This is a genomic window from Rhizorhabdus sp., from assembly GCF_018006725.1.
Taxonomy (GTDB): Bacteria; Pseudomonadota; Alphaproteobacteria; order Sphingomonadales; family Sphingomonadaceae; genus Rhizorhabdus.
The window spans coordinates 1-16,903 of record NZ_JAGMXV010000098.1; the positions used below are offsets into that span (position 1 = coordinate 1).

Below are 16,903 nucleotides of genomic sequence, written 5' to 3' on the forward strand. Positions count from 1 at the left end.
ATCCACGCCGAAGGCTATGCTGCCGGCGAGATGAAGCATGGCCCGATCGCCCTGATCGACGACAAGGTGCCGGTGATCGTGATCGCCCCGTCGGGCCCGCTGTTCGAAAAGACCGTGTCGAACATGCAGGAGGTGCAGGCGCGCGGCGGCAAGGTGATCCTGATTTCCGACTATGACGGCGTCGCGGCGGCTGGCGAAGGCTGCCTGGCGACGATCACCATGCCCAAGGTCCACCCGCTGATCGCACCGATCGTCTATGCGATACCGGTGCAGTTGCTCGCCTATCATGTCGCGGTCGCCAAGGGCACCGACGTCGATCAGCCGCGCAACCTCGCCAAGTCGGTGACCGTCGAGTAACGGGAACCCTCGGGCCTGAATTGAAATTGTCACGGCTGCGCCCTTATGCAGCCGGGCGAGGCGCGGCTTTCGCGCAACGACAAGGATTGAATGATGCGATTGGCGATCATCGGCACCGGCTATGTCGGGCTCGTTTCCGGGGCGTGCTTCTCCGAATTCGGGCATGACGTAACCTGCGTCGACATCAACGAGGCGACCATCGCCAAGCTCAAGGCCGGCGAAATCCCGATCTATGAGCCGGGGCTCGACGATCTCGTCCGCCGCAACAGCCGCTCGGGCCGCCTCAGCTTCACCAGCGACATCGCCGAGGGCGTGCGCGATGCCGATGCGGTGTTCATCGCTGTCGGCACCCCGTCGCGGCGCGGCGACGGCCATGCCGACCTCTCTTATGTCTTTGCGGCGGCGGAACAGGCGGCCAAGGCACTGACGAAGCCCTGCGTCATGGTCACCAAGTCGACGGTTCCTGTCGGCACGGCAAAACAGGTGGCCGAAATCGTCGAGAAGGCGCGCCCCGACCTGCGGATCGACGTGGCGTCGAACCCGGAATTTCTGCGCGAGGGCTCCGCGATCGAGGATTTCATGCGGCCCGACCGCGTCGTCTGCGGCGTGTCAGACGAGAATGCCAAGGCGGTCCTCCGTGACATCTATCGTCCGCTGTCGCTGCGCGAGGTGCCGATCCTGTTCGTCGACTGTGCGACATCCGAACTGATCAAATATGCCGCCAACGCCTTCCTGGCGGTCAAGATCACCTTCATCAACGAGATTGCCGACCTGTGCGAGAAGGCCGGCGCCAATGTTCAGGCGGTCGCCCATGGCATCGGCATGGACAAGCGGATCGGCAGCAAATTCCTCCATGCCGGCCCCGGCTATGGCGGCTCCTGCTTCCCCAAGGACACGACCGCGCTGCTGAAGACCGCCGAGGACCACGAAATCCCGCTGCAGATCGTCAAGGCGACGGTCGACGTCAACAGCCAGCGCAAGCGATCGATGGGGCGGCGCGTGATCGCGGCAGCCGGCGGATCGGTCAAGGACAAGAAGATCGCCCTGCTCGGCCTGACCTTCAAGCCGAATACCGACGACATGCGCGACAGCCCCGCCATCGACATCGTGCGGGTGCTGCAGGACCATGGCGCCCAGGTCAGCGCCTATGACCCCGAAGGCCGCCACCAGGCCGAAGCCGTGCTCGAGGGCGTCGAATTTGCCGACGATGCCTATCAGGCGATGGACGGTGCCGAGGCGCTGGTGCTAGTCACCGAATGGAACGAATTCCGCGCGCTCGACCTCGACCGCGTGCGCCGCTTGCTGAAGTCGCCGACGATCGTCGACCTGCGCAACATCTATCCGCCCGAACAGATGCGGGCGGCGGGCTTCGACTATAGCTCCATCGGCCGGCCCTGATCGCCCACTCCGGCCCGTCCGCGGCGACCTGACCTTTCCGCCGATGGGCGATGGCGGCCGCCGGCGCTATGCCTGTCGGAAAGAAGGGCGAGAGGGTGGCGATGGCAGGAAGCGGCGCGGGCGAAGCAGCGATCGAATTCGGCAGCTATGACTATGTGATCGCAGGGGCCGGCACCGCTGGCAGCCTGCTCGCCAACCGTCTGTCGACCGACCCGCGCAACCGGGTGCTGGTGCTCGAAGCTGGCGGGCACGACGACTGGATCTGGTTCCACATTCCGGTCGGCTATCTTTTCGCGATCGGCCATCGCCGCGCCGACTGGCTGTTCGAGACCGAGGTCGAGGCCGGCCTGGGCGGACGCAAACTCGCTTATCCGCGCGGCAAGGTGATCGGCGGATGCTCGTCGATCAACGCGATGGTCTATATGCGCGGCCAGGCCGCCGATTATGACGGGTGGCGGCAGCTGGGCCTGACCGGCTGGGGCTGGGACGATGTCCTGCCGCATTTCCTCGCCCATGAGGACCATTGCGCCGCCGACGGGCGCTTTCATCGCGCCGGGGGCGAGTGGCGGGTCGAGCATCCGCGCATCAGCTGGGAAATACTGGACGCGATCCGGGCCGCCGCCGAGGCGGCTGGCATCGCCCCGATCGCCGACTTCAATTGTGGCGACAACGAAGGCTCCTCCTATTTCCAGGTCAACCAGCGCAACGGCCGACGGGTCAGCGCGGCCGGCGCCTTTCTGAAGCCCGCGCTCCCGCGCCCCAATCTGCGACTCGAAACCGGCGTCGAGATCGAACAGGTCACGATCGAGGATGGTCGGGCAACGGGCATCCTCTTCCGCAAGCAGGGGCGTCTGCACCACGCCAGGGCAAGCCGCGAAACGCTCTTGGCTGCAGGCGCGATCGGCAGTCCCAAGCTGCTGCAATTGTCAGGCATCGGCGACCCGGACCGGTTGACCGATACCGGCATCGCCGTCCGCCATGCCCTGCCCGGCGTCGGCGCGAACCTCCAGGATCATCTGCAGATCCGTCCGATCTACAAAGTGTCGGGCGTTCGCACGCTCAACACCGACTATGCCAATCTGTTCAAGCGCGCGAAGATGGGCTGGGACTATCTGCTGTTCCGCAACGGGCCGCTCACCATGGCGCCATCGCAGATGGGGGCCTTCGCCCGCTCCTCCTCCGATCGCGATCGGGCCAATCTCCAATATCACTTCCAGCCGCTGTCGCTCGACAAATGGGGCGACGGGCTGCACCGCTTCGGTGCCTTCACCGCCAGCGTCTGCAACTTGCGACCGACCAGCCGGGGTCGGGTCGACATTGCCGGCCCCGATCCCGCTCTGCCCCCGCGCATCCGTCCCAATTATCTGTCGACCGACGAAGACCGGCGCGTCGCGGTGGAATCGCTGCGGCTGACCCGGCGCATCGTATCGCAGCAACCGCTGGCGAAATATCGGCCGGAGGAACATCGCCCCGGTCCCGCCGCCGACAGCGATGAGGATTTGCTGCAGGCGGCGGCCGATCTCGCCACCACGATCTTTCACCCTGTGGGAACCGCTGCGATGGGGATCGAAGGGGATAGGATGGCGGTCCTCGACGAACGGCTTCGCGTGCGTGGGATTGGCGGACTGCGCGTGATCGACGCCTCGGCGATGCCGCGCATCGTATCGGGTAATACGAGTTCGCCGACGCTGATGATTGCCGAAAAGGGCGCCGCGATGGTGCTGGAGGAAGCACGGCGAGCTTCTTGAGAGCCCCTGCCTCCAAAAGAAAAGGGCCGGCACGCTATTGCGGACCGGCCCCTTCTTCTTGTCTGTGAACTGCATCAGGCAGGCTTGGGTTCACCCCAATTGCCACCCGACCCACCGGGACGACGGCTCTTCGGGATCGACGATCCGCCCGAGCTCAGCGCCGCCGGAGCGCGGCTATTGCCCTGATCGCGGCCGATATCCTCGCCCTTGATGACCCGCTTCGATTCCTCGCCCGAAAGCGTCTCATATTCGAGCAGCGCCTCGGCGAGGCGGTGCAGTTCGTCGAGATTGTCGGTCAGCACCTTGCGCGCGGTCTGCTCGGCCTCCTCGATCAGGCGGCGGACCTCCTGGTCGATCAGCTGCGCGGTCGCCTCGCTGACGCTCTGGTTGCGCGCGACCGAGTGGCCGAGGAAGACCTCGTCCTGATTGTCGCGATAGCGCAGCCAGCCGAGCTTCTCGGACATGCCATATTCCATCACCATCGAGCGGGCCATGTCGGTCGCCTGCTGAATGTCGTTGGAGGCACCCGTGTTCAGCTCGTCCTTGCCGTAGATGATCTGCTCGGCGATGCGGCCGCCGAAGCACAACGCCAGACGCGCCTTCATCTGCTTCATGGACATCGAGTAACGATCGCGCTCGGGCAGGTTCCAGGTCACGCCCAGCGCGCGGCCGCGCGGGATGATCGTGACCTTGTGGAGCGGATCGCAGCCGGGAACATGGAGCGAGACAAGCGCGTGGCCGGCCTCGTGATAGGCGGTGGCCTTCTTCTCGTCCTCGGTCATGACCATGGACTTGCGCTCGGCGCCCATCATGACCTTGTCCTTGGCTTCCTCGAACTCCTTCATCGCGACCAGGCGCTTGCCCTTGCGCGCGGCGAGGAGAGCCGCCTCGTTGACCAGGTTGGCGAGATCGGCGCCCGAGAAGCCGGGCGTGCCACGCGCGATCGTCCGCGCGTTGACGTCGGGCGCCAGCGGCACCTTCTTCATGTGCACGGCCAGGATCTTCTCGCGGCCCTCGATATCGGGACGCGGTACGACGACCTGACGGTCGAAGCGGCCCGGACGCAGCAGCGCGGGATCGAGCACGTCGGGGCGGTTGGTCGCCGCGACGATGATGATGCCCTCATTGGCCTCGAAGCCGTCCATCTCGACCAGAAGCTGGTTCAGCGTCTGCTCGCGCTCGTCGTTGCCATTGCCGAGGCCCGCGCCACGATGGCGGCCGACCGCGTCGATTTCGTCGATGAAGACGATGCAGGGCGCGTTCTTCTTCGCCTGCTCAAACATGTCGCGCACGCGGCTCGCGCCGACGCCGACGAACATCTCCACGAAGTCGGAGCCCGAGATGGTGAAGAAGGGCACGTTGGCCTCACCCGCAATGGCGCGGGCGAGCAACGTCTTGCCGGTGCCGGGCGAACCGACCAGCAGCGCACCCTTCGGAATCTTGCCGCCGAGACGGGCGAATTTGGTCGGGTCCTTCAGGAAGTCGACGATCTCCTGCAGTTCCTCGCGCGCCTCGTCGATGCCGGCGACGTCGTCGAAGGTCACTCGACCATGTTTTTCGGTCAGCATGCGCGCGCGCGACTTGCCGAAGCCCATCGCGCCCGAACCGGCATTCTTCTGCATCTGGCGCATCACGAAGAAGGCGATGCCGAGGATCAGCAGGAACGGCAGCGACTGGTAAAGCATGATCATCCAGAAGCTGGTCTGCTCCGCCGGCTTGGCGCGGAAGGTCACGCCCTTTTCCGACAGGCGCTGGATCAGCATGGGATCGCTGGGCGCATTCGTGGTGAAGGCGGTGCCGTTCGAAAATTTGCCGCTGACGACGCCGTCGCCGATATCGGCCTCGCGCACCGCGCCGTCATCGACGCGGGCGAGAAATTCCGAATAAGCGATCTGTTCGCCCGGCCCGGTACGCGCCGAACTCTCGAAGATCGAGACGAAGATGACGAGCGCGAGGAGGATCCCCATCCATATGGCGAGGCTCTTCATCCATGGATTGGGCTGCTTCGGCTCTTTATCTTCATTCATCGGTCTGGTCTGCCTTTCGGAGGGCAAGATAAGCATCGGCGGCTTAATAACAATGGAACAGATCGGACAGGCGCCCCCTTTTCAGCGACGGGGCGGCGCTTCTTCGATCAGGATGCGGCGGCCGGGCGACAGTTTCAGGCGCCCTACCGTCGCGGTCGACCCTTGCTCCAGCCGCCTGAGCGCGCTGTCCAACGTGGGGCCATCCACCTGCGAATCGGCATCGCCGATCAACCGCTGGAGTATCCGCCTTGTAATCTCGCGCGGCAACCCCTCGACATCCGCAAGGATGCGTCCATTGGGGCATGTCGTTACACGCGACCGCATCGCCTGCTCGACCGTCCAGGCCAGCGCCTCCTCCGCCTCCGCCAGATAGGCGGCGGACGCCGCCATGCGGGCAATGTCGACCCGGCCCTCCAGATCCGCGAGGAGCGTGCGAACGCGGCTGCGATCGTGGCGCGGATCGCTGTTGCTCGGATCATCGACGGTCGGGATGTCGGCCACAAGTCCGCGCAGGTCTTCGCGCCGCCAATCGAGCAGAGGGCGGATCACCATGATGCGCCCGAGCGGGCGGCGCGCACGGATACCGGCGAGCCCGGAAAGCCCCGCCCCCCTGCCCAGCCGCATCAGCAGCGTCTCCGCCTGATCGTCGGCATGGTGGGCCGTCGCGATTGCCGCCAGCCCGCGGGACACCGCCCAGTCCTCCAGAGCTGCATAGCGTGCCGCCCGTGCAGCCGCCTGGATGCTGGCCACGCGCTCGACCTCGACCGTCAACAGGCTGTGGGCAATTCTCAGGTCCGCGCACGCTGTCGCGACAAGCGCCGCCTCGGTCGCAGCCTCGGCGCGGAGGCCATGATCGACCGTCGCGCATTCGATCCGGTCGGGCATGGTCTCGGCCGCCAGCAGCAGCAGCGCCATGCTGTCGGGCCCGCCTGAAACGGCAAGCCCGATCCGCGCGGACGGATCGGGCAGGAGGCTATCCAGATCGACCCGGAACCGCTCCGCCAGATCCCGCCGCGCGCTCATGCGCACCGGGACTGACGAAAGCAGCGGGCGGTCAGCCGATCATTTGCACTTGGCATCGGCCCGGCCCTTGGCGACCATCTGCGCCAGCGGGCCACTCGCCACCTGATCGGGATATTTCGCCGACATCACCTCATAGGCCTGGCAAGCCTTGTCGAACAGCGGCGGCTTACGCTTCATCAGCGCTTCGGCCATGAAGACATAGCTGTGCGGTGCACGCTCGCCGTCTTCGATCTTCGTATTCTCGAAGAACTCGCGGATCGCCTCATTATATTGCCCATTGTCCAGATAGGCACGGCCCGCCAGGTTGCGGGCATAGCTGGCATATTTGTCCTTGGGATATTTGGCGTACATCGCCTTGAGCGCGGCGACTGCTTCCGGATATTTCTTTGCCATCCACAGGTCGTAGCCGACCATATAGGCGTCCTTTCCGGGGTTCCCGCTCGGCGGGGTCGCGGCAGGTGCCGGCGCGGTAGCCGCCGGAGCTGTCGCCGTCGCGGCACCGGGCTTGGGCGCCGGTGGCACGACATAAGGCAGGCTGGCGCCCGGCGTTGCCGCGCCCGACGCCGCTGGAGACTTGCCTTCCAGCGTGTTCAGCCGGAATTCGGCATCGCCCTTCATCTTGGCGAACTGATCCTCGAGCTTGCGCAGATTATAGCTGTTCTGCTCGACCTGGCCGGTCAGCGCAGCCAGCGCCTTTTCCAGCGCGTCGACGCGACGGGTAAGGTCGATCACCGGCGCATCGGCGGGCGACCCGGCCGGAGCGGGAGCGGCCGTCTGCGGCTTGATCTCCGGCTCGAAATAGGTCTGAGCGCCGCCCGGAAACACCTTTCGCTGGACGGCCTTCATTTCCTTCTCGAGCTTGTCGACGCGCTTCTCGACGGGCATCGACTGCTGCGCCGCGAGCGGAGCCGCGGCCGAGACGAGCAGGAGGGCGATCATCGCCTTTTTCATTCTGAACTTCATCCCATGGTCGTTTCGGTTGGATAATGCCGCCTCAGGGCGGTCCTGATCAAGGCTGCGCGCGCTGATCCGGCGCAGCGGCGGGATCGGATGCCGGGGCCGTCGGCTCGGTCGTCGGCGCCACGCTGCGGAACGCCGGCGGCAACGTCGTACTCCGGCGGCGACGCTCGGGGGGCGCTTCGCCGGCAGCCGATCCGACGATATCTTCCGGCGTAGCGGCATTGTCCGCTGCATCGCCCTCGGCTGCCGCTGCGGGCTTCGCGGTGGCGATGGCCACCAGCGCGTCCCGCTTCAAGCTGTACGCCCGGACGAGACGATCGGGTTCGCCGATCGGCGGCAGGATGGTTGTACCGATAGCGACACGCACGGATTGCGGACGTCCCGTGCGAAGCACCGGGTCGATCGCATCTTCGGGCAGCGTGTAGCTCTGGCCTGCCGGCAGGACGTTCATGAAATATGTCCGCCCGGCGCGCTCGGATATCTTGAACCAGACCTCCTCGGTCGCGGTAACGGTAATCGGTCCGGTCGGAATGGCGGGCTCGGCGGGCGGCGGAGCGACGAGCGGCTTGGGCGGCAACGGGCGATTATCCTCGACCGTATCGGCAGCCAGCCGCGCGAGGTCGACATTGTCTTCCTGAAAACGCAGCAGCAGATAGCCCATGCCGAGCAGCAGCGCGACGCCGAGGGCGACCATCGCCAGCAGCCGGGAGGGCACGCGCGACGGGTCGACCGGTTCATAGGCTTCCGGTTCGAAATGGCCGCGCCGTTCCTCGCCGAGTTCATCACGAAAGGCGCGCGAGAGAGCGGGACCGTCGAGCCCCAGCATCGTCGCATAGGTCCGCACGAAGCCGACGGAATAGGGCGTTGCGGGCAGCCCTTCATGGGTGCCGTTCTCGATCGCTTCGAGGTGCCGAAGCGGGATGCGCGTACGCGCGGCTACTTCGCTCAATTCCATATTCTGGCGCATGCGTTCCGCCGACAATTGCTCGCCGACGCTCCGCGGAGCCAATTTCTGCCCTTCACCAGCGCTTTCGCTCATCGCGTACTCCTTCGCGCTCCGTGGCGATCACGCAGGCAGGAAGATCTCAAAAAAGGTCTGCCAGCACCGCACGAAGCGTCGTTCCCCCTGGCTGCCTAGGTCTGCCCCGCAAATCAGGATACCGCAACCCCATTGCGTTCGGCCCAGGCACCGAGTTCCTCGCGAAGGCTACGAACCGGGCGAGTCAGAAAGTCCTGCATTTCTGCGCGCAACCTGCCGAGGTCGAGCGTCCGGAGCATGGCCTTGACCGGACCGACCGAGGCGGGGGTGATGGACAGACGCCCGATCCCCAGGCCCACCAGCGCCATCGCTTCCAACGGCCGGCCACCCATCTCGCCGCACACGCCGATTGGCACGCCGGCGTCGCGCGTCTGGCGCGTCACGCGGTTCAGGAAACGCAGGATCGACGGGCTCAGCCAGTCATAGCGCTCGGCCAGCTTGGGGTTGGCCCGGTCAGCGGCAAACAGGAACTGGGTAAGGTCGTTTGTACCGATCGACAGAAAGTCGAGGCGGGGCAACAGCATGTCGAGCGTTTCGGCCAGAGCCGGCACCTCGAGCATCGTCCCGTAGCGGATCGCATTGGGCACGCCGCGGCCATGGTCGTGGATCCATTTCCGCTGTGCCTCGAACAGCGCCACCGCCTCGTCATACTCCCATGGCTCGGAGACCATCGGGAACATCACATTGAGCGTACGCCCCGCCGCCGCCTCGATCAGCGCCCGTGCCTGCACCTTCATCAGCGCATCGCGTTCGAGCCCGAGACGGATAGCGCGCCAGCCGAGCGCGGGATTTTCCTCGCCGCCATCATCCTCGGTCTTGAGATAGGGCAGCGCCTTGTCGCCGCCGATATCGACCGTACGGAAGATCACCGGACGATCCCCCGCCGCTTCCATCACCTCGCGATAAAGGCGCTGCTGCCGCTCTCTCTGCGGCAGGGTCGCGGAGACGAGAAACTGGAACTCGGTCCGGAAAAGACCAATGCCGTCGGCGCCAGTCACGTCGAGCGCGGCGATGTCGTCGCGCAATCCTGCGTTGACCATCAGCTCGATACGAACGCCGTCGCGCGTTTCGGCCGGCAGGTCGCGCATCGCGGCGAACTCGGCACGCCGCTTCTGGGTGACGACCAGCTTCGCGTCGAACGCCTCCTCCATCGACGCATTCGGGCGGACCACCACCGAACCGGTCGAACTGTCGAGCAGCAGATAATCGCCATCGGCGATCGTGCGGCGAACATCCTTGACGCGGCCGAGCACGGGAATGCCCATCGCCCGCGCCACGATCGTGACGTGCGCGGTCAGCGAGCCTTCCTCCAGCACCACGCCCTTCAGCCGGCGCCGGTCATATTCGAGCAGTTCCGCGGGGCCGAGATTTCGCGCGATCAGGATCGAGTCCTGCCGCAGGCCAAGCTGCGCCGCCGTCCCCAGCTGTCCGGACACGATCCGCAGCAGCCGGTTGGACAGGTCTTCCAGATCGTGCATGCGATCGGCGAGCAGAGGGTCGCCGATCTCGCGCATCCGCATGCGCGTACGCTGCTGGACCCGCTCGATCGCAGCCTCCGCGGTCAGCCCGCTCTCGATCGCCTCGTTGATCCGCCGGATCCAGCCCTCGTCATAGGCGAACATCTTGTACATCGCGAGAATGTCCTGATGCTCCCCTGCCGCGCCGAAGTCGGCTTCGCGCGTCATCCGTTCGATCTGGTCGCGCATCCGCGCAAAGGCGGAAATCACCCGATGTCGTTCCACCTCGACATCTTCGGCGACGGTATGTTCGATCTCGATCCTGGGCTGGTGATAGACGGCGCGGCCGCCCGCCATGCCTTCGACGAGCTTCAGGCCGAGCAGGCGCACCGAGCTCGAGTCGCGCACCCCCTTGGAACCGGCGTTCTTTTCGTCGACCAGCCCCGCACCGGCGATCAGCTCGGCGAGAACCATCGCGACCGTCTGCAGCGCCTCGACCTCGACCTCGTCGAAGCGGCGCTGGTCGCGGTGCTGGACCGACAAGACGCCCACGGCCTGCTCGCGCCGGACGATCGGCACGCCTGCGAAGCTGTGGAACAGCTCTTCGCCCGTCTCGGGCTTGTAGGCGAAGTCCGGGTGGCTGGTCGCCTCGTCGAGGTTCAGCGTCTCGACATTCTTGGCGATCGTCCCGACCAGGCCTTCACCCAGAGCCATCTTGGTGACGTGGACGGCCTCCTGCTTCAGGCCGCGCGTCGCGAACAGTTCGAGCACGCCATCGCGCAGAAGATAGATCGAGCAGACCTCGGTCCCCAGCTCCTCGCCGATGATCTGGACCACCTGGTTGAGCTTGGTCTGTGCGGCCGACCGCGAGGCCATCACATCGTGCAGGCGCGTCAGGATGGTGCGCGCGGCGGAGGTGGCGATCGACGGTGACATCAGGAGCCCGCTAACAGAAAGCGCCACCTGATTCCAAGCACGACGTGCCGAACCCGCAATGTACCGTACATCTGCGAGGCCCCCCTATGCCGCGAAGCCCCCGGCGCAACGCCGTCAGACAGCGCGCGTGTCGAGTGCCGCTGCGGCTTCCTCGATCAGCTTAGCAACGATATCGGCGAGCGGCTCTTCGCGAGTCACCATACCGACCGACTGGCCGGCCATCACCGAACCATGTTCGACGTCGCCGTCGACCACCGCACGGCGCAGCGCGCCCGCCCAATAATGCTCGATCTGCAGCTGGGCCTCGGCCATCTCGACCTTGCCGTCGTCGAGCAGCTGCGCGACTTCACGCTGCTTGGCGGTGAACAGTTCGGACGAGGCGTTGCGCAACGCGCGCACCGGGATAACGGGCAGGCGCGGATCGATCTGCACGCTGGCCACCGCGTCGCGCGCCGAAGCGCGGATGAACGCCTTTTTGAAATTGGGATGGGCGATCGATTCGGTCGCGCAGACGAAGCGCGTGCCCAGCTGAACGCCGGCCGCGCCCATTTCGAGATAGGAGGCGATCGCCTCGCCCCGACCGATGCCACCCGCCACGAATACCGGCAGGTCGTTGCCGACCACCGGCAGGATTTCCTGAGCCAGGACCGAAGTCGAGACCGGGCCGATATGACCGCCGGCCTCCATGCCCTCGATCACCAGCGCGTCGACGCCCGAGCGGATCAGCTTCTTGGCCAGCGCCAGTGCGGGAGCGAAGCATATCACCTTGGCGCCCGACGCCTTGATCTTGTCGATCGCCCCGCCCGGCGGCAGACCACCCGCGAGGACCACATGACCGACGCCATGTTTGGCGCAGACGTCGATCAGCGCATCGAGCTGCGGGTGCATCGTGATCAGGTTGACGCCGAAGGGCTTCGACGTCAGCGCCTTCGTGCCTTCGATCTCGGCGTCGAGCAATTCGGGCGTCATCGCGCCGCAGGCGATCACGCCGAAACAGCCGGCGTTGGACATAGCCGCGACGAGGTTGCGCTCCGAGACCCAGCTCATCGCGCCGCCGAGGATCGCATAGTCGCTGCCGAGCAGCTCGACGCCGCGCGCCATCAACGCCGTGAGGCGGGCCGCGCCGCTCATCAGGCGGCGTCCTCCGCGTCGAGGCCATAGGCGGTGTGCAGCACGCGCACCGCGAGTTCGGTATAGTCCTCGTGGATCAGCACCGAGACCTTGATCTCCGAAGTGGTGATCGCGAGCACGTTGATGCCGCGCTGGGCCAGCGCATCGAACATCTTCGAGGCAACACCCGCATGGCTGCGCATGCCGACGCCGACCACCGAGATCTTGGCGACATTGGTGTCGTGGACCAGCTTCTCATAGCCGATCTTGCCGCGCTCGCGCTCGAGCACGTCGAGCGAACGGGCGAGTTCTGCCGAGGGGACGGTGAAGGTCACGTCGGTCGAACCGGTGTCGTGTGCGACATTCTGCACGATCATGTCGACGTTGATATTGGCTTCGGCGAGCGGCGCGAAGATCGACGCGACCGCACCGGGACGATCCGGAACCTGCGTCAGCGTGATCTTGGTCTCGTTCTTGTCATAGGCGATGCCGGTGATGAGTTGGCGTTCCATGGCGCTTCCTTCGAGTTCTTCCTCGCTGACGATCATCGTGCCAGGCGTCGGGTTGTCGGTGGGCTCGTCGAAGGACGAGAGCACCTGCACCCGCACCTTCTCCTTCATGGCGAGGCCGACCGAACGGGTCTGCAGGACCTTGGCGCCGACCGACGCCAGTTCCAGCATCTCCTCATAGGTGACCTTGGCGAGCTTGCGGGCCTTGGGGACGATGCGCGGATCGGTCGTGTAAACGCCGTCGACATCGGTATAGATGTCGCAGCGATCAGCCTTCATCGCCGCAGCCACAGCAACCGCCGAGGTGTCGGATCCGCCCCGACCGAGCGTCGTGATCCGCTGATCTTCGGTGAGGCCCTGGAAACCGGGGATGACCGCGACCTCGCCAGAGCTCATCGCCTTGCCGATCGCGTCGGAGTTGATCTCCTCGATCCGCGCCGAGGCATGAGCGTCGGAGGTCGTGATCGGCAGCTGCCAGCCGAGCCAGCTGCGCGCCTTCACGCCCATCGACTGGAGCACGATCGCAAGCAGGCCGCTGGTCACCTGCTCGCCCGAGGAGACGACCACGTCATATTCGCGCGGATCGTAGAGCGGCGATGCCTCGCGGCAGAAATTCACCAGCCGGTCGGTCTCGCCGGACATGGCGGATACGACCACGGCGACCTCGTTACCGAGCTCGACCTCATGCTTGACGCGGTTCGCCACGTTGCGAATTCGTTCGATCCCCGCCATCGAGGTGCCGCCGAATTTCATTACGATGCGCGCCATAGACCCACATATTCCCCAGAGGCGAAAGCGCCGGAAATGCCCTCTGGACCGAGAGCGCGGCCCTGATAGAGAGGGGGCGTGATGAACGCAAGCGCACAACAGCACGGCTCCATCCTCCCGGAGGAGGCCGCGCATTTCGGCAGCATGGCGGCGGAATGGTGGGATCCGAAGGGGTCCTCGGCCATGCTCCACAAGCTCAACCCCCCTCGCCTGCGCCATGTGCGCGAAACGATCGACCGGCATTGGGGGCTCGACCCGACCGGCCTCCGCCCGCTCGCCGGTCGCCGCGTAGCCGACATCGGCTGCGGCGCGGGCCTGCTCGCGGAACCGCTGGCGCGCCTCGGAGCAGACATGGTCGCGGTCGACGCCGCCGCCGAGAATATCGCCGTCGCCAAAGTCCATGCCCAGCGTCAGGGCCTGACGATCGACTATCGCCATGGCGGGTTCGAGGTTCTGGCTGGCGAAAAGTTCGATCTTGTCACCTCGATGGAAGTGATCGAGCATGTGGCCGATCCCGCCTCTTTCGTTGCGGGTCTGGCCGATCTGCTGGCGCCCGACGGCATCCTGATCCTTTCGACTCCCAATCGGAGCCCACTGTCCCGGCTGGCGCTGATCGGCATTGCCGAGGGCTTCGGCATGATCCCGAAGGGCACGCACGACTGGAGCCGGTTCCTGACGCCCGACGAGCTGGCTGCCCATGTCGAGGCCGCAGGGCTGCGGGTCATCGACCGCAAGGGCCTGTCCTTCTCGATCACCTCGGGCTTCCAGCTGAGTGACGACGTGACGCTCGATTATTTCCTGACGGCGGTCCGGTGAGCAGCTTCAAGGACCATTTCTCGTCCCACGCCTCGGCCTATTCGACCTTCCGGCCCAGTTATCCAGCCGCGCTCGGCGCCTGGCTCGCTGAGGAATCGCCCTCCACGGCACGGGCGGTGGACGTGGGTTGCGGCTCGGGGCAGCTGTCGGCGCAGTTGGCGGAGCATTTCGAAGAAGTCATCGCGCTCGATCCGAGCGCCGAGCAGATCGCCAACGCCCAGCCGCACCCGAAGGTCGGCTATCGCGTCGCCCGGGCCGAGCAGACTGGCATCGCTTCCCGAGGCGCCGATCTGCTGACGGCAGCCCAGGCCGCGCACTGGTTCGACCTGCCGGCTTTCTTCGCGGAAGCGCAGCGCATCTTAAAGCCCAGCGGCCTGATCGCGCTGGTGACCTATGCCGGGATGACGCCCGGAAGCGACGTCGCGGCCATCGTCGAAGCGTTTCGGACCGACACGCTCGCGCCCTATTGGCCGCCCGAGCGGGCGATGGTCGACAATGATTATCGCGACATCCACCTGCCCTTCTCGCGGGTCGAAGCGCCACCGATGCTGCTCGAGATGCACTGGTCGCTCGACGCGCTGGTCGGCTATGTCGACACCTGGTCCGCCGTACGGGGGATGGAGCGAGCGATCGGCCGGGGGCCGTTCGAGCAGATGGTCGCGCGCCTGCGTGAGGCCTGGGGGCCGGCCGAAGCGACGAAGCTGCTGCAATGGCCGCTGACGGTGATTGCCGGTCGTGTGACATGACCGATGACCTGCCCGAAGCCAGTTTTGCCGCGACGCTGATCCTGCTGCGCGAGCAGGCCGACGGCCCGCCCGAAATCCCTATGATCGGCCGAAGCGCGCAGATGCGCTTCGCCGCAAGCCGCATGGTGTTTCCCGGCGGGCGGCTCGATACCGGCGATTTTTCACTGGCGGCGCGGCGCGATCTGCTTGTCGACGGCGACAGGTTCGATGAGGTCGAGATTGCCCACCGCGTCGCTGCGATCCGTGAGACGATCGAGGAGATCGGGCTAGCCCCGTGCGTTGAGGGACTGGACTCGCCCGACCAGATCGCCACGTTGAGACAGGCCTTGCACGCTGGCAAAGCCTTTGCCCAGCTGCTGGAAGAGCACCGCCTGCGCCTGATGCTGGGCGATCTGCACCCCTTTTCTCGCTGGCGGCCCGACCACGCAATGCCGCATCGGTTCGACACCCGTTTCTATATCGCCCGCGCGCCGAATCTGGGCAAAGCGGTCGCCGACGGGGGCGAAAGCGTATATTGCCGTTGGGGAACGGCGGCCGATCACCTCGCTCGGGGGGGCCTGATCTTTCCGACCCAGCGCAATCTCGAACGGATCGCCATGGCTTCAAGCTGGACGGATGCGACGGCCATTGCCGCGCGCTATCCGATGGAGGTGGTGACGCCCTGGGTCGAGGAGCGGGACGGCGTGCCATGGCTGCACATCCCCGAGCATCTCGGCTATCCGGTTACCGCGCAATTGCTGTCCGAAGTCGACCGGGCGATGGACCCGAGAAGGGTCCCGAGGACATCGGCTCCGGGATAGGCGGCATAGACGGTCGCATCCTGGGACAGGGTTATGACACTGCTGCCCTCGACCAGAATTGCATCGCCAAGACCGGTGGCCTGCCCATCGATATGTAGCGCGCCCTCTACGGGCAGCAGCCACAGCGGCAATTCGCCCGGAACGAGGCGGTGCTCGCCGCCCGCAGTCCAGCGTTCGAGTATGAACTTGCCGCCTTCGGCCAATATGTCCCGCCCTGCCTCGATCGACCGAGCTGGCGCTTGCCCCGTGAAGGGTATGAAGTCGGACACGGCCATGGCATCGTCCAGATGAAGTTCGCGATCCGATCCATAGTCGTAGAAACGATAGGTCAGATCGAGATTCTGCTGAATTTCGACCACGCGCAGCCCCTTGCCGATCGCATGGACCGTTCCGGCGGGCGAATAGATCACGTCGCCGGCCCGAACCGGCTGCCAGTGCAGCATATTCTCGATCGAGCCGTCGAGCGCCGCAGCGCGGACCGCATCGGCGTCATACGTTTCGCGGAACCCGAGTGCGATCGTCGAGTCCGGTTCCGCGGACAGGATAATCCATGCTTCGTCCTTGCCCCGAGCGAATCCGCGCGCGCGGGCCGCAGCGTCATCGGGATGGACCTGGACCGAAAGACGATCGGTGGTGAACAGATATTTGATCAACAGGTCGTGCGAACAACCGCGCGGATCATCATACCAGATCTCGCCTACGGCCGGCGCATCAGGAGCGGGATCGTCGAACAATGGCGCGAGGTCGCGACGGCCCCAAGGTTTTTCGACCGCATGATGGGTCAGGAAAATCGCCGCCATGATACACCTATCGCCACGCCCCATGTTCGCGGGTTCGAGCCCGGACGCATGGATACCCTACAGAAACCATCCTAGTAAGCTGCGGAGGTTCCCAAAGGTTCCGCGGCAAGCCGATCTATCCGCAACATCGGCAGATCGGCAAGCGCAGGCGGCGAAGATCAGTTGGGAAGGCGGGCTTCGACCTTTTCGACCCATTCCGGATAGAAGACGGGTTCGCGGTTCGACCAGCCTGCGGCGGTTGCAGCCGCTTCGCTGATCGACTGAAGCAGAATCCGCCGCTTTCCGGGATGAAGGTGCGGCAGCGCCGCCGCCGAGCAGAAAGCCGCCGGCAGCCAGGGCCGCACGTCAGCGCCGATCAGCCGCTCGTAGAGGAAGCGGTAGGCGCCGAAGGTCGCGAGGCGATCCTGCC

Annotated in this window: 14 protein-coding genes and 1 pseudogene; 6 read left to right on the plus strand and 9 right to left on the minus strand. The window is 65.6% G+C overall.

Going from position 1 to position 16,903, the window contains the following annotated elements; all coding sequences use genetic code 11:
* From KAY22_RS14375 to KAY22_RS14385, 3 genes are all read left to right on the plus strand, one after another.
* On the plus strand, nucleotides 1-357 hold a 357-nt coding region (locus tag KAY22_RS14375), incomplete at its 5' end, for an SIS domain-containing protein (protein ID WP_296624113.1).
* A gap of 93 nt (nucleotides 358-450) precedes the next feature.
* Nucleotides 451-1,755, plus strand: a complete 1,305-nt coding sequence (locus tag KAY22_RS14380) for a UDP-glucose/GDP-mannose dehydrogenase family protein (RefSeq protein ID WP_296624125.1) — start codon at nucleotides 451-453, stop codon at nucleotides 1,753-1,755.
* A gap of 101 nt (nucleotides 1,756-1,856) precedes the next feature.
* Nucleotides 1,857-3,503: a GMC family oxidoreductase N-terminal domain-containing protein gene (locus tag KAY22_RS14385; RefSeq protein ID WP_296624114.1), complete on the plus strand. Its 1,647-nt coding sequence runs from the start codon at nucleotides 1,857-1,859 to the stop codon at nucleotides 3,501-3,503.
* Nucleotides 3,504-3,577: 74 nt separating this feature from the next.
* Here the strand turns inward: KAY22_RS14385 and ftsH are convergent, their stop codons facing one another.
* The 7 genes from ftsH to KAY22_RS14420 form a co-directional block, all read right to left on the minus strand.
* Complete coding sequence (ftsH, locus tag KAY22_RS14390) at nucleotides 3,578-5,530, minus strand: ATP-dependent zinc metalloprotease FtsH (RefSeq protein ID WP_296624115.1); 1,953 nt, start codon at nucleotides 5,528-5,530, stop codon at nucleotides 3,578-3,580.
* Nucleotides 5,531-5,611: 81 nt separating this feature from the next.
* Complete coding sequence (gene tilS, locus KAY22_RS14395; protein ID WP_296624116.1) at nucleotides 5,612-6,553, minus strand: tRNA lysidine(34) synthetase TilS; 942 nt, start codon at nucleotides 6,551-6,553, stop codon at nucleotides 5,612-5,614.
* A 39-nt stretch (nucleotides 6,554-6,592) separates the two neighbouring features.
* Complete coding sequence (locus tag KAY22_RS14400; protein ID WP_296624117.1) at nucleotides 6,593-7,516, minus strand: YbgF trimerization domain-containing protein; 924 nt, start codon at nucleotides 7,514-7,516, stop codon at nucleotides 6,593-6,595.
* A 46-nt stretch (nucleotides 7,517-7,562) separates the two neighbouring features.
* Complete coding sequence (locus KAY22_RS14405) at nucleotides 7,563-8,552, minus strand: RodZ domain-containing protein (RefSeq protein WP_296624118.1); 990 nt, start codon at nucleotides 8,550-8,552, stop codon at nucleotides 7,563-7,565.
* Nucleotides 8,553-8,665: 113 nt separating this feature from the next.
* Complete coding sequence (gene ptsP / locus KAY22_RS14410; RefSeq protein WP_296624119.1) at nucleotides 8,666-10,945, minus strand: phosphoenolpyruvate--protein phosphotransferase; 2,280 nt, start codon at nucleotides 10,943-10,945, stop codon at nucleotides 8,666-8,668.
* 114 nt (nucleotides 10,946-11,059) lie between these two features.
* Nucleotides 11,060-12,076: a nitronate monooxygenase gene (locus tag KAY22_RS14415; RefSeq protein WP_296624120.1), complete on the minus strand. Its 1,017-nt coding sequence runs from the start codon at nucleotides 12,074-12,076 to the stop codon at nucleotides 11,060-11,062.
* The gene (locus KAY22_RS14420; RefSeq protein ID WP_296624121.1) at nucleotides 12,076-13,332 is read right to left on the minus strand and encodes an aspartate kinase; all 1,257 of its coding nucleotides are present in this window, start codon (nucleotides 13,330-13,332) and stop codon (nucleotides 12,076-12,078) included. Before KAY22_RS14420 ends, KAY22_RS14415 begins: the two co-directional genes overlap by 1 nt.
* Before the next feature lie 81 nt (nucleotides 13,333-13,413).
* Here KAY22_RS14420 and ubiG point away from each other — a divergent pair, with 81 nt between their 5' ends.
* Genes ubiG through KAY22_RS14435 form a run of 3 tightly spaced genes read left to right on the plus strand, consistent with a single transcriptional unit; the run spans nucleotide 13,414 to nucleotide 15,694 of the window.
* On the plus strand, nucleotides 13,414-14,148 hold the full coding sequence (gene ubiG / locus KAY22_RS14425) for a bifunctional 2-polyprenyl-6-hydroxyphenol methylase/3-demethylubiquinol 3-O-methyltransferase UbiG (RefSeq protein WP_296624126.1): 735 nt from the start codon (nucleotides 13,414-13,416) through the stop codon (nucleotides 14,146-14,148).
* The gene (locus KAY22_RS14430; RefSeq protein ID WP_296624122.1) at nucleotides 14,145-14,894 is read left to right on the plus strand and encodes a class I SAM-dependent methyltransferase; all 750 of its coding nucleotides are present in this window, start codon (nucleotides 14,145-14,147) and stop codon (nucleotides 14,892-14,894) included. Before ubiG ends, KAY22_RS14430 begins: the two co-directional genes overlap by 4 nt.
* Nucleotides 14,891-15,694 carry an NUDIX hydrolase gene (locus KAY22_RS14435; RefSeq protein WP_296624123.1) on the plus strand — a complete coding sequence of 268 codons (804 nt, stop codon included), beginning with the start codon at nucleotides 14,891-14,893 and terminating at the stop codon, nucleotides 15,692-15,694. Before KAY22_RS14430 ends, KAY22_RS14435 begins: the two co-directional genes overlap by 4 nt.
* Here KAY22_RS14435 and KAY22_RS14440 read toward each other — a convergent pair.
* Nucleotides 15,610-16,494 (minus strand): class I mannose-6-phosphate isomerase, encoded by an 885-nt coding sequence (locus KAY22_RS14440; protein WP_296624124.1) that lies wholly within the window; start codon nucleotides 16,492-16,494, stop codon nucleotides 15,610-15,612. The genes KAY22_RS14435 and KAY22_RS14440 overlap by 85 nt on opposite strands.
* A gap of 158 nt (nucleotides 16,495-16,652) precedes the next feature.
* Nucleotides 16,653-16,903, minus strand: a pseudogene (locus KAY22_RS14445) (hypothetical protein); the annotation flags it as partial.

What these genes read in the sequence shown, in the direction of transcription:
- KAY22_RS14380 (WP_296624125.1), top strand. Translation starts at nt 451, where the DNA reads ATGCGATTGGCGATCATCGGCACCGGCTATGTCGGGCTCGTTTCCGGG.
- KAY22_RS14385 (WP_296624114.1), top strand. Translation starts at nt 1,857, where the DNA reads ATGGCAGGAAGCGGCGCGGGCGAAGCAGCGATCGAATTCGGCAGCTAT.
- ftsH (WP_296624115.1), bottom strand. Translation starts at nt 5,530, where the DNA reads ATGAATGAAGATAAAGAGCCGAAGCAGCCCAATCCATGGATGAAGAGC.
- tilS (WP_296624116.1), bottom strand. Translation starts at nt 6,553, where the DNA reads ATGAGCGCGCGGCGGGATCTGGCGGAGCGGTTCCGGGTCGATCTGGAT.
- KAY22_RS14400 (WP_296624117.1), bottom strand. Translation starts at nt 7,516, where the DNA reads ATGAAGTTCAGAATGAAAAAGGCGATGATCGCCCTCCTGCTCGTCTCG.
- KAY22_RS14405 (WP_296624118.1), bottom strand. Translation starts at nt 8,552, where the DNA reads ATGAGCGAAAGCGCTGGTGAAGGGCAGAAATTGGCTCCGCGGAGCGTC.
- ptsP (WP_296624119.1), bottom strand. Translation starts at nt 10,945, where the DNA reads ATGTCACCGTCGATCGCCACCTCCGCCGCGCGCACCATCCTGACGCGC.
- KAY22_RS14415 (WP_296624120.1), bottom strand. Translation starts at nt 12,076, where the DNA reads ATGAGCGGCGCGGCCCGCCTCACGGCGTTGATGGCGCGCGGCGTCGAG.
- KAY22_RS14420 (WP_296624121.1), bottom strand. Translation starts at nt 13,332, where the DNA reads ATGGCGCGCATCGTAATGAAATTCGGCGGCACCTCGATGGCGGGGATC.
- ubiG (WP_296624126.1), top strand. Translation starts at nt 13,414, where the DNA reads ATGAACGCAAGCGCACAACAGCACGGCTCCATCCTCCCGGAGGAGGCC.
- KAY22_RS14435 (WP_296624123.1), top strand. Translation starts at nt 14,891, where the DNA reads ATGACCGATGACCTGCCCGAAGCCAGTTTTGCCGCGACGCTGATCCTG.
- KAY22_RS14440 (WP_296624124.1), bottom strand. Translation starts at nt 16,494, where the DNA reads ATGGCGGCGATTTTCCTGACCCATCATGCGGTCGAAAAACCTTGGGGC.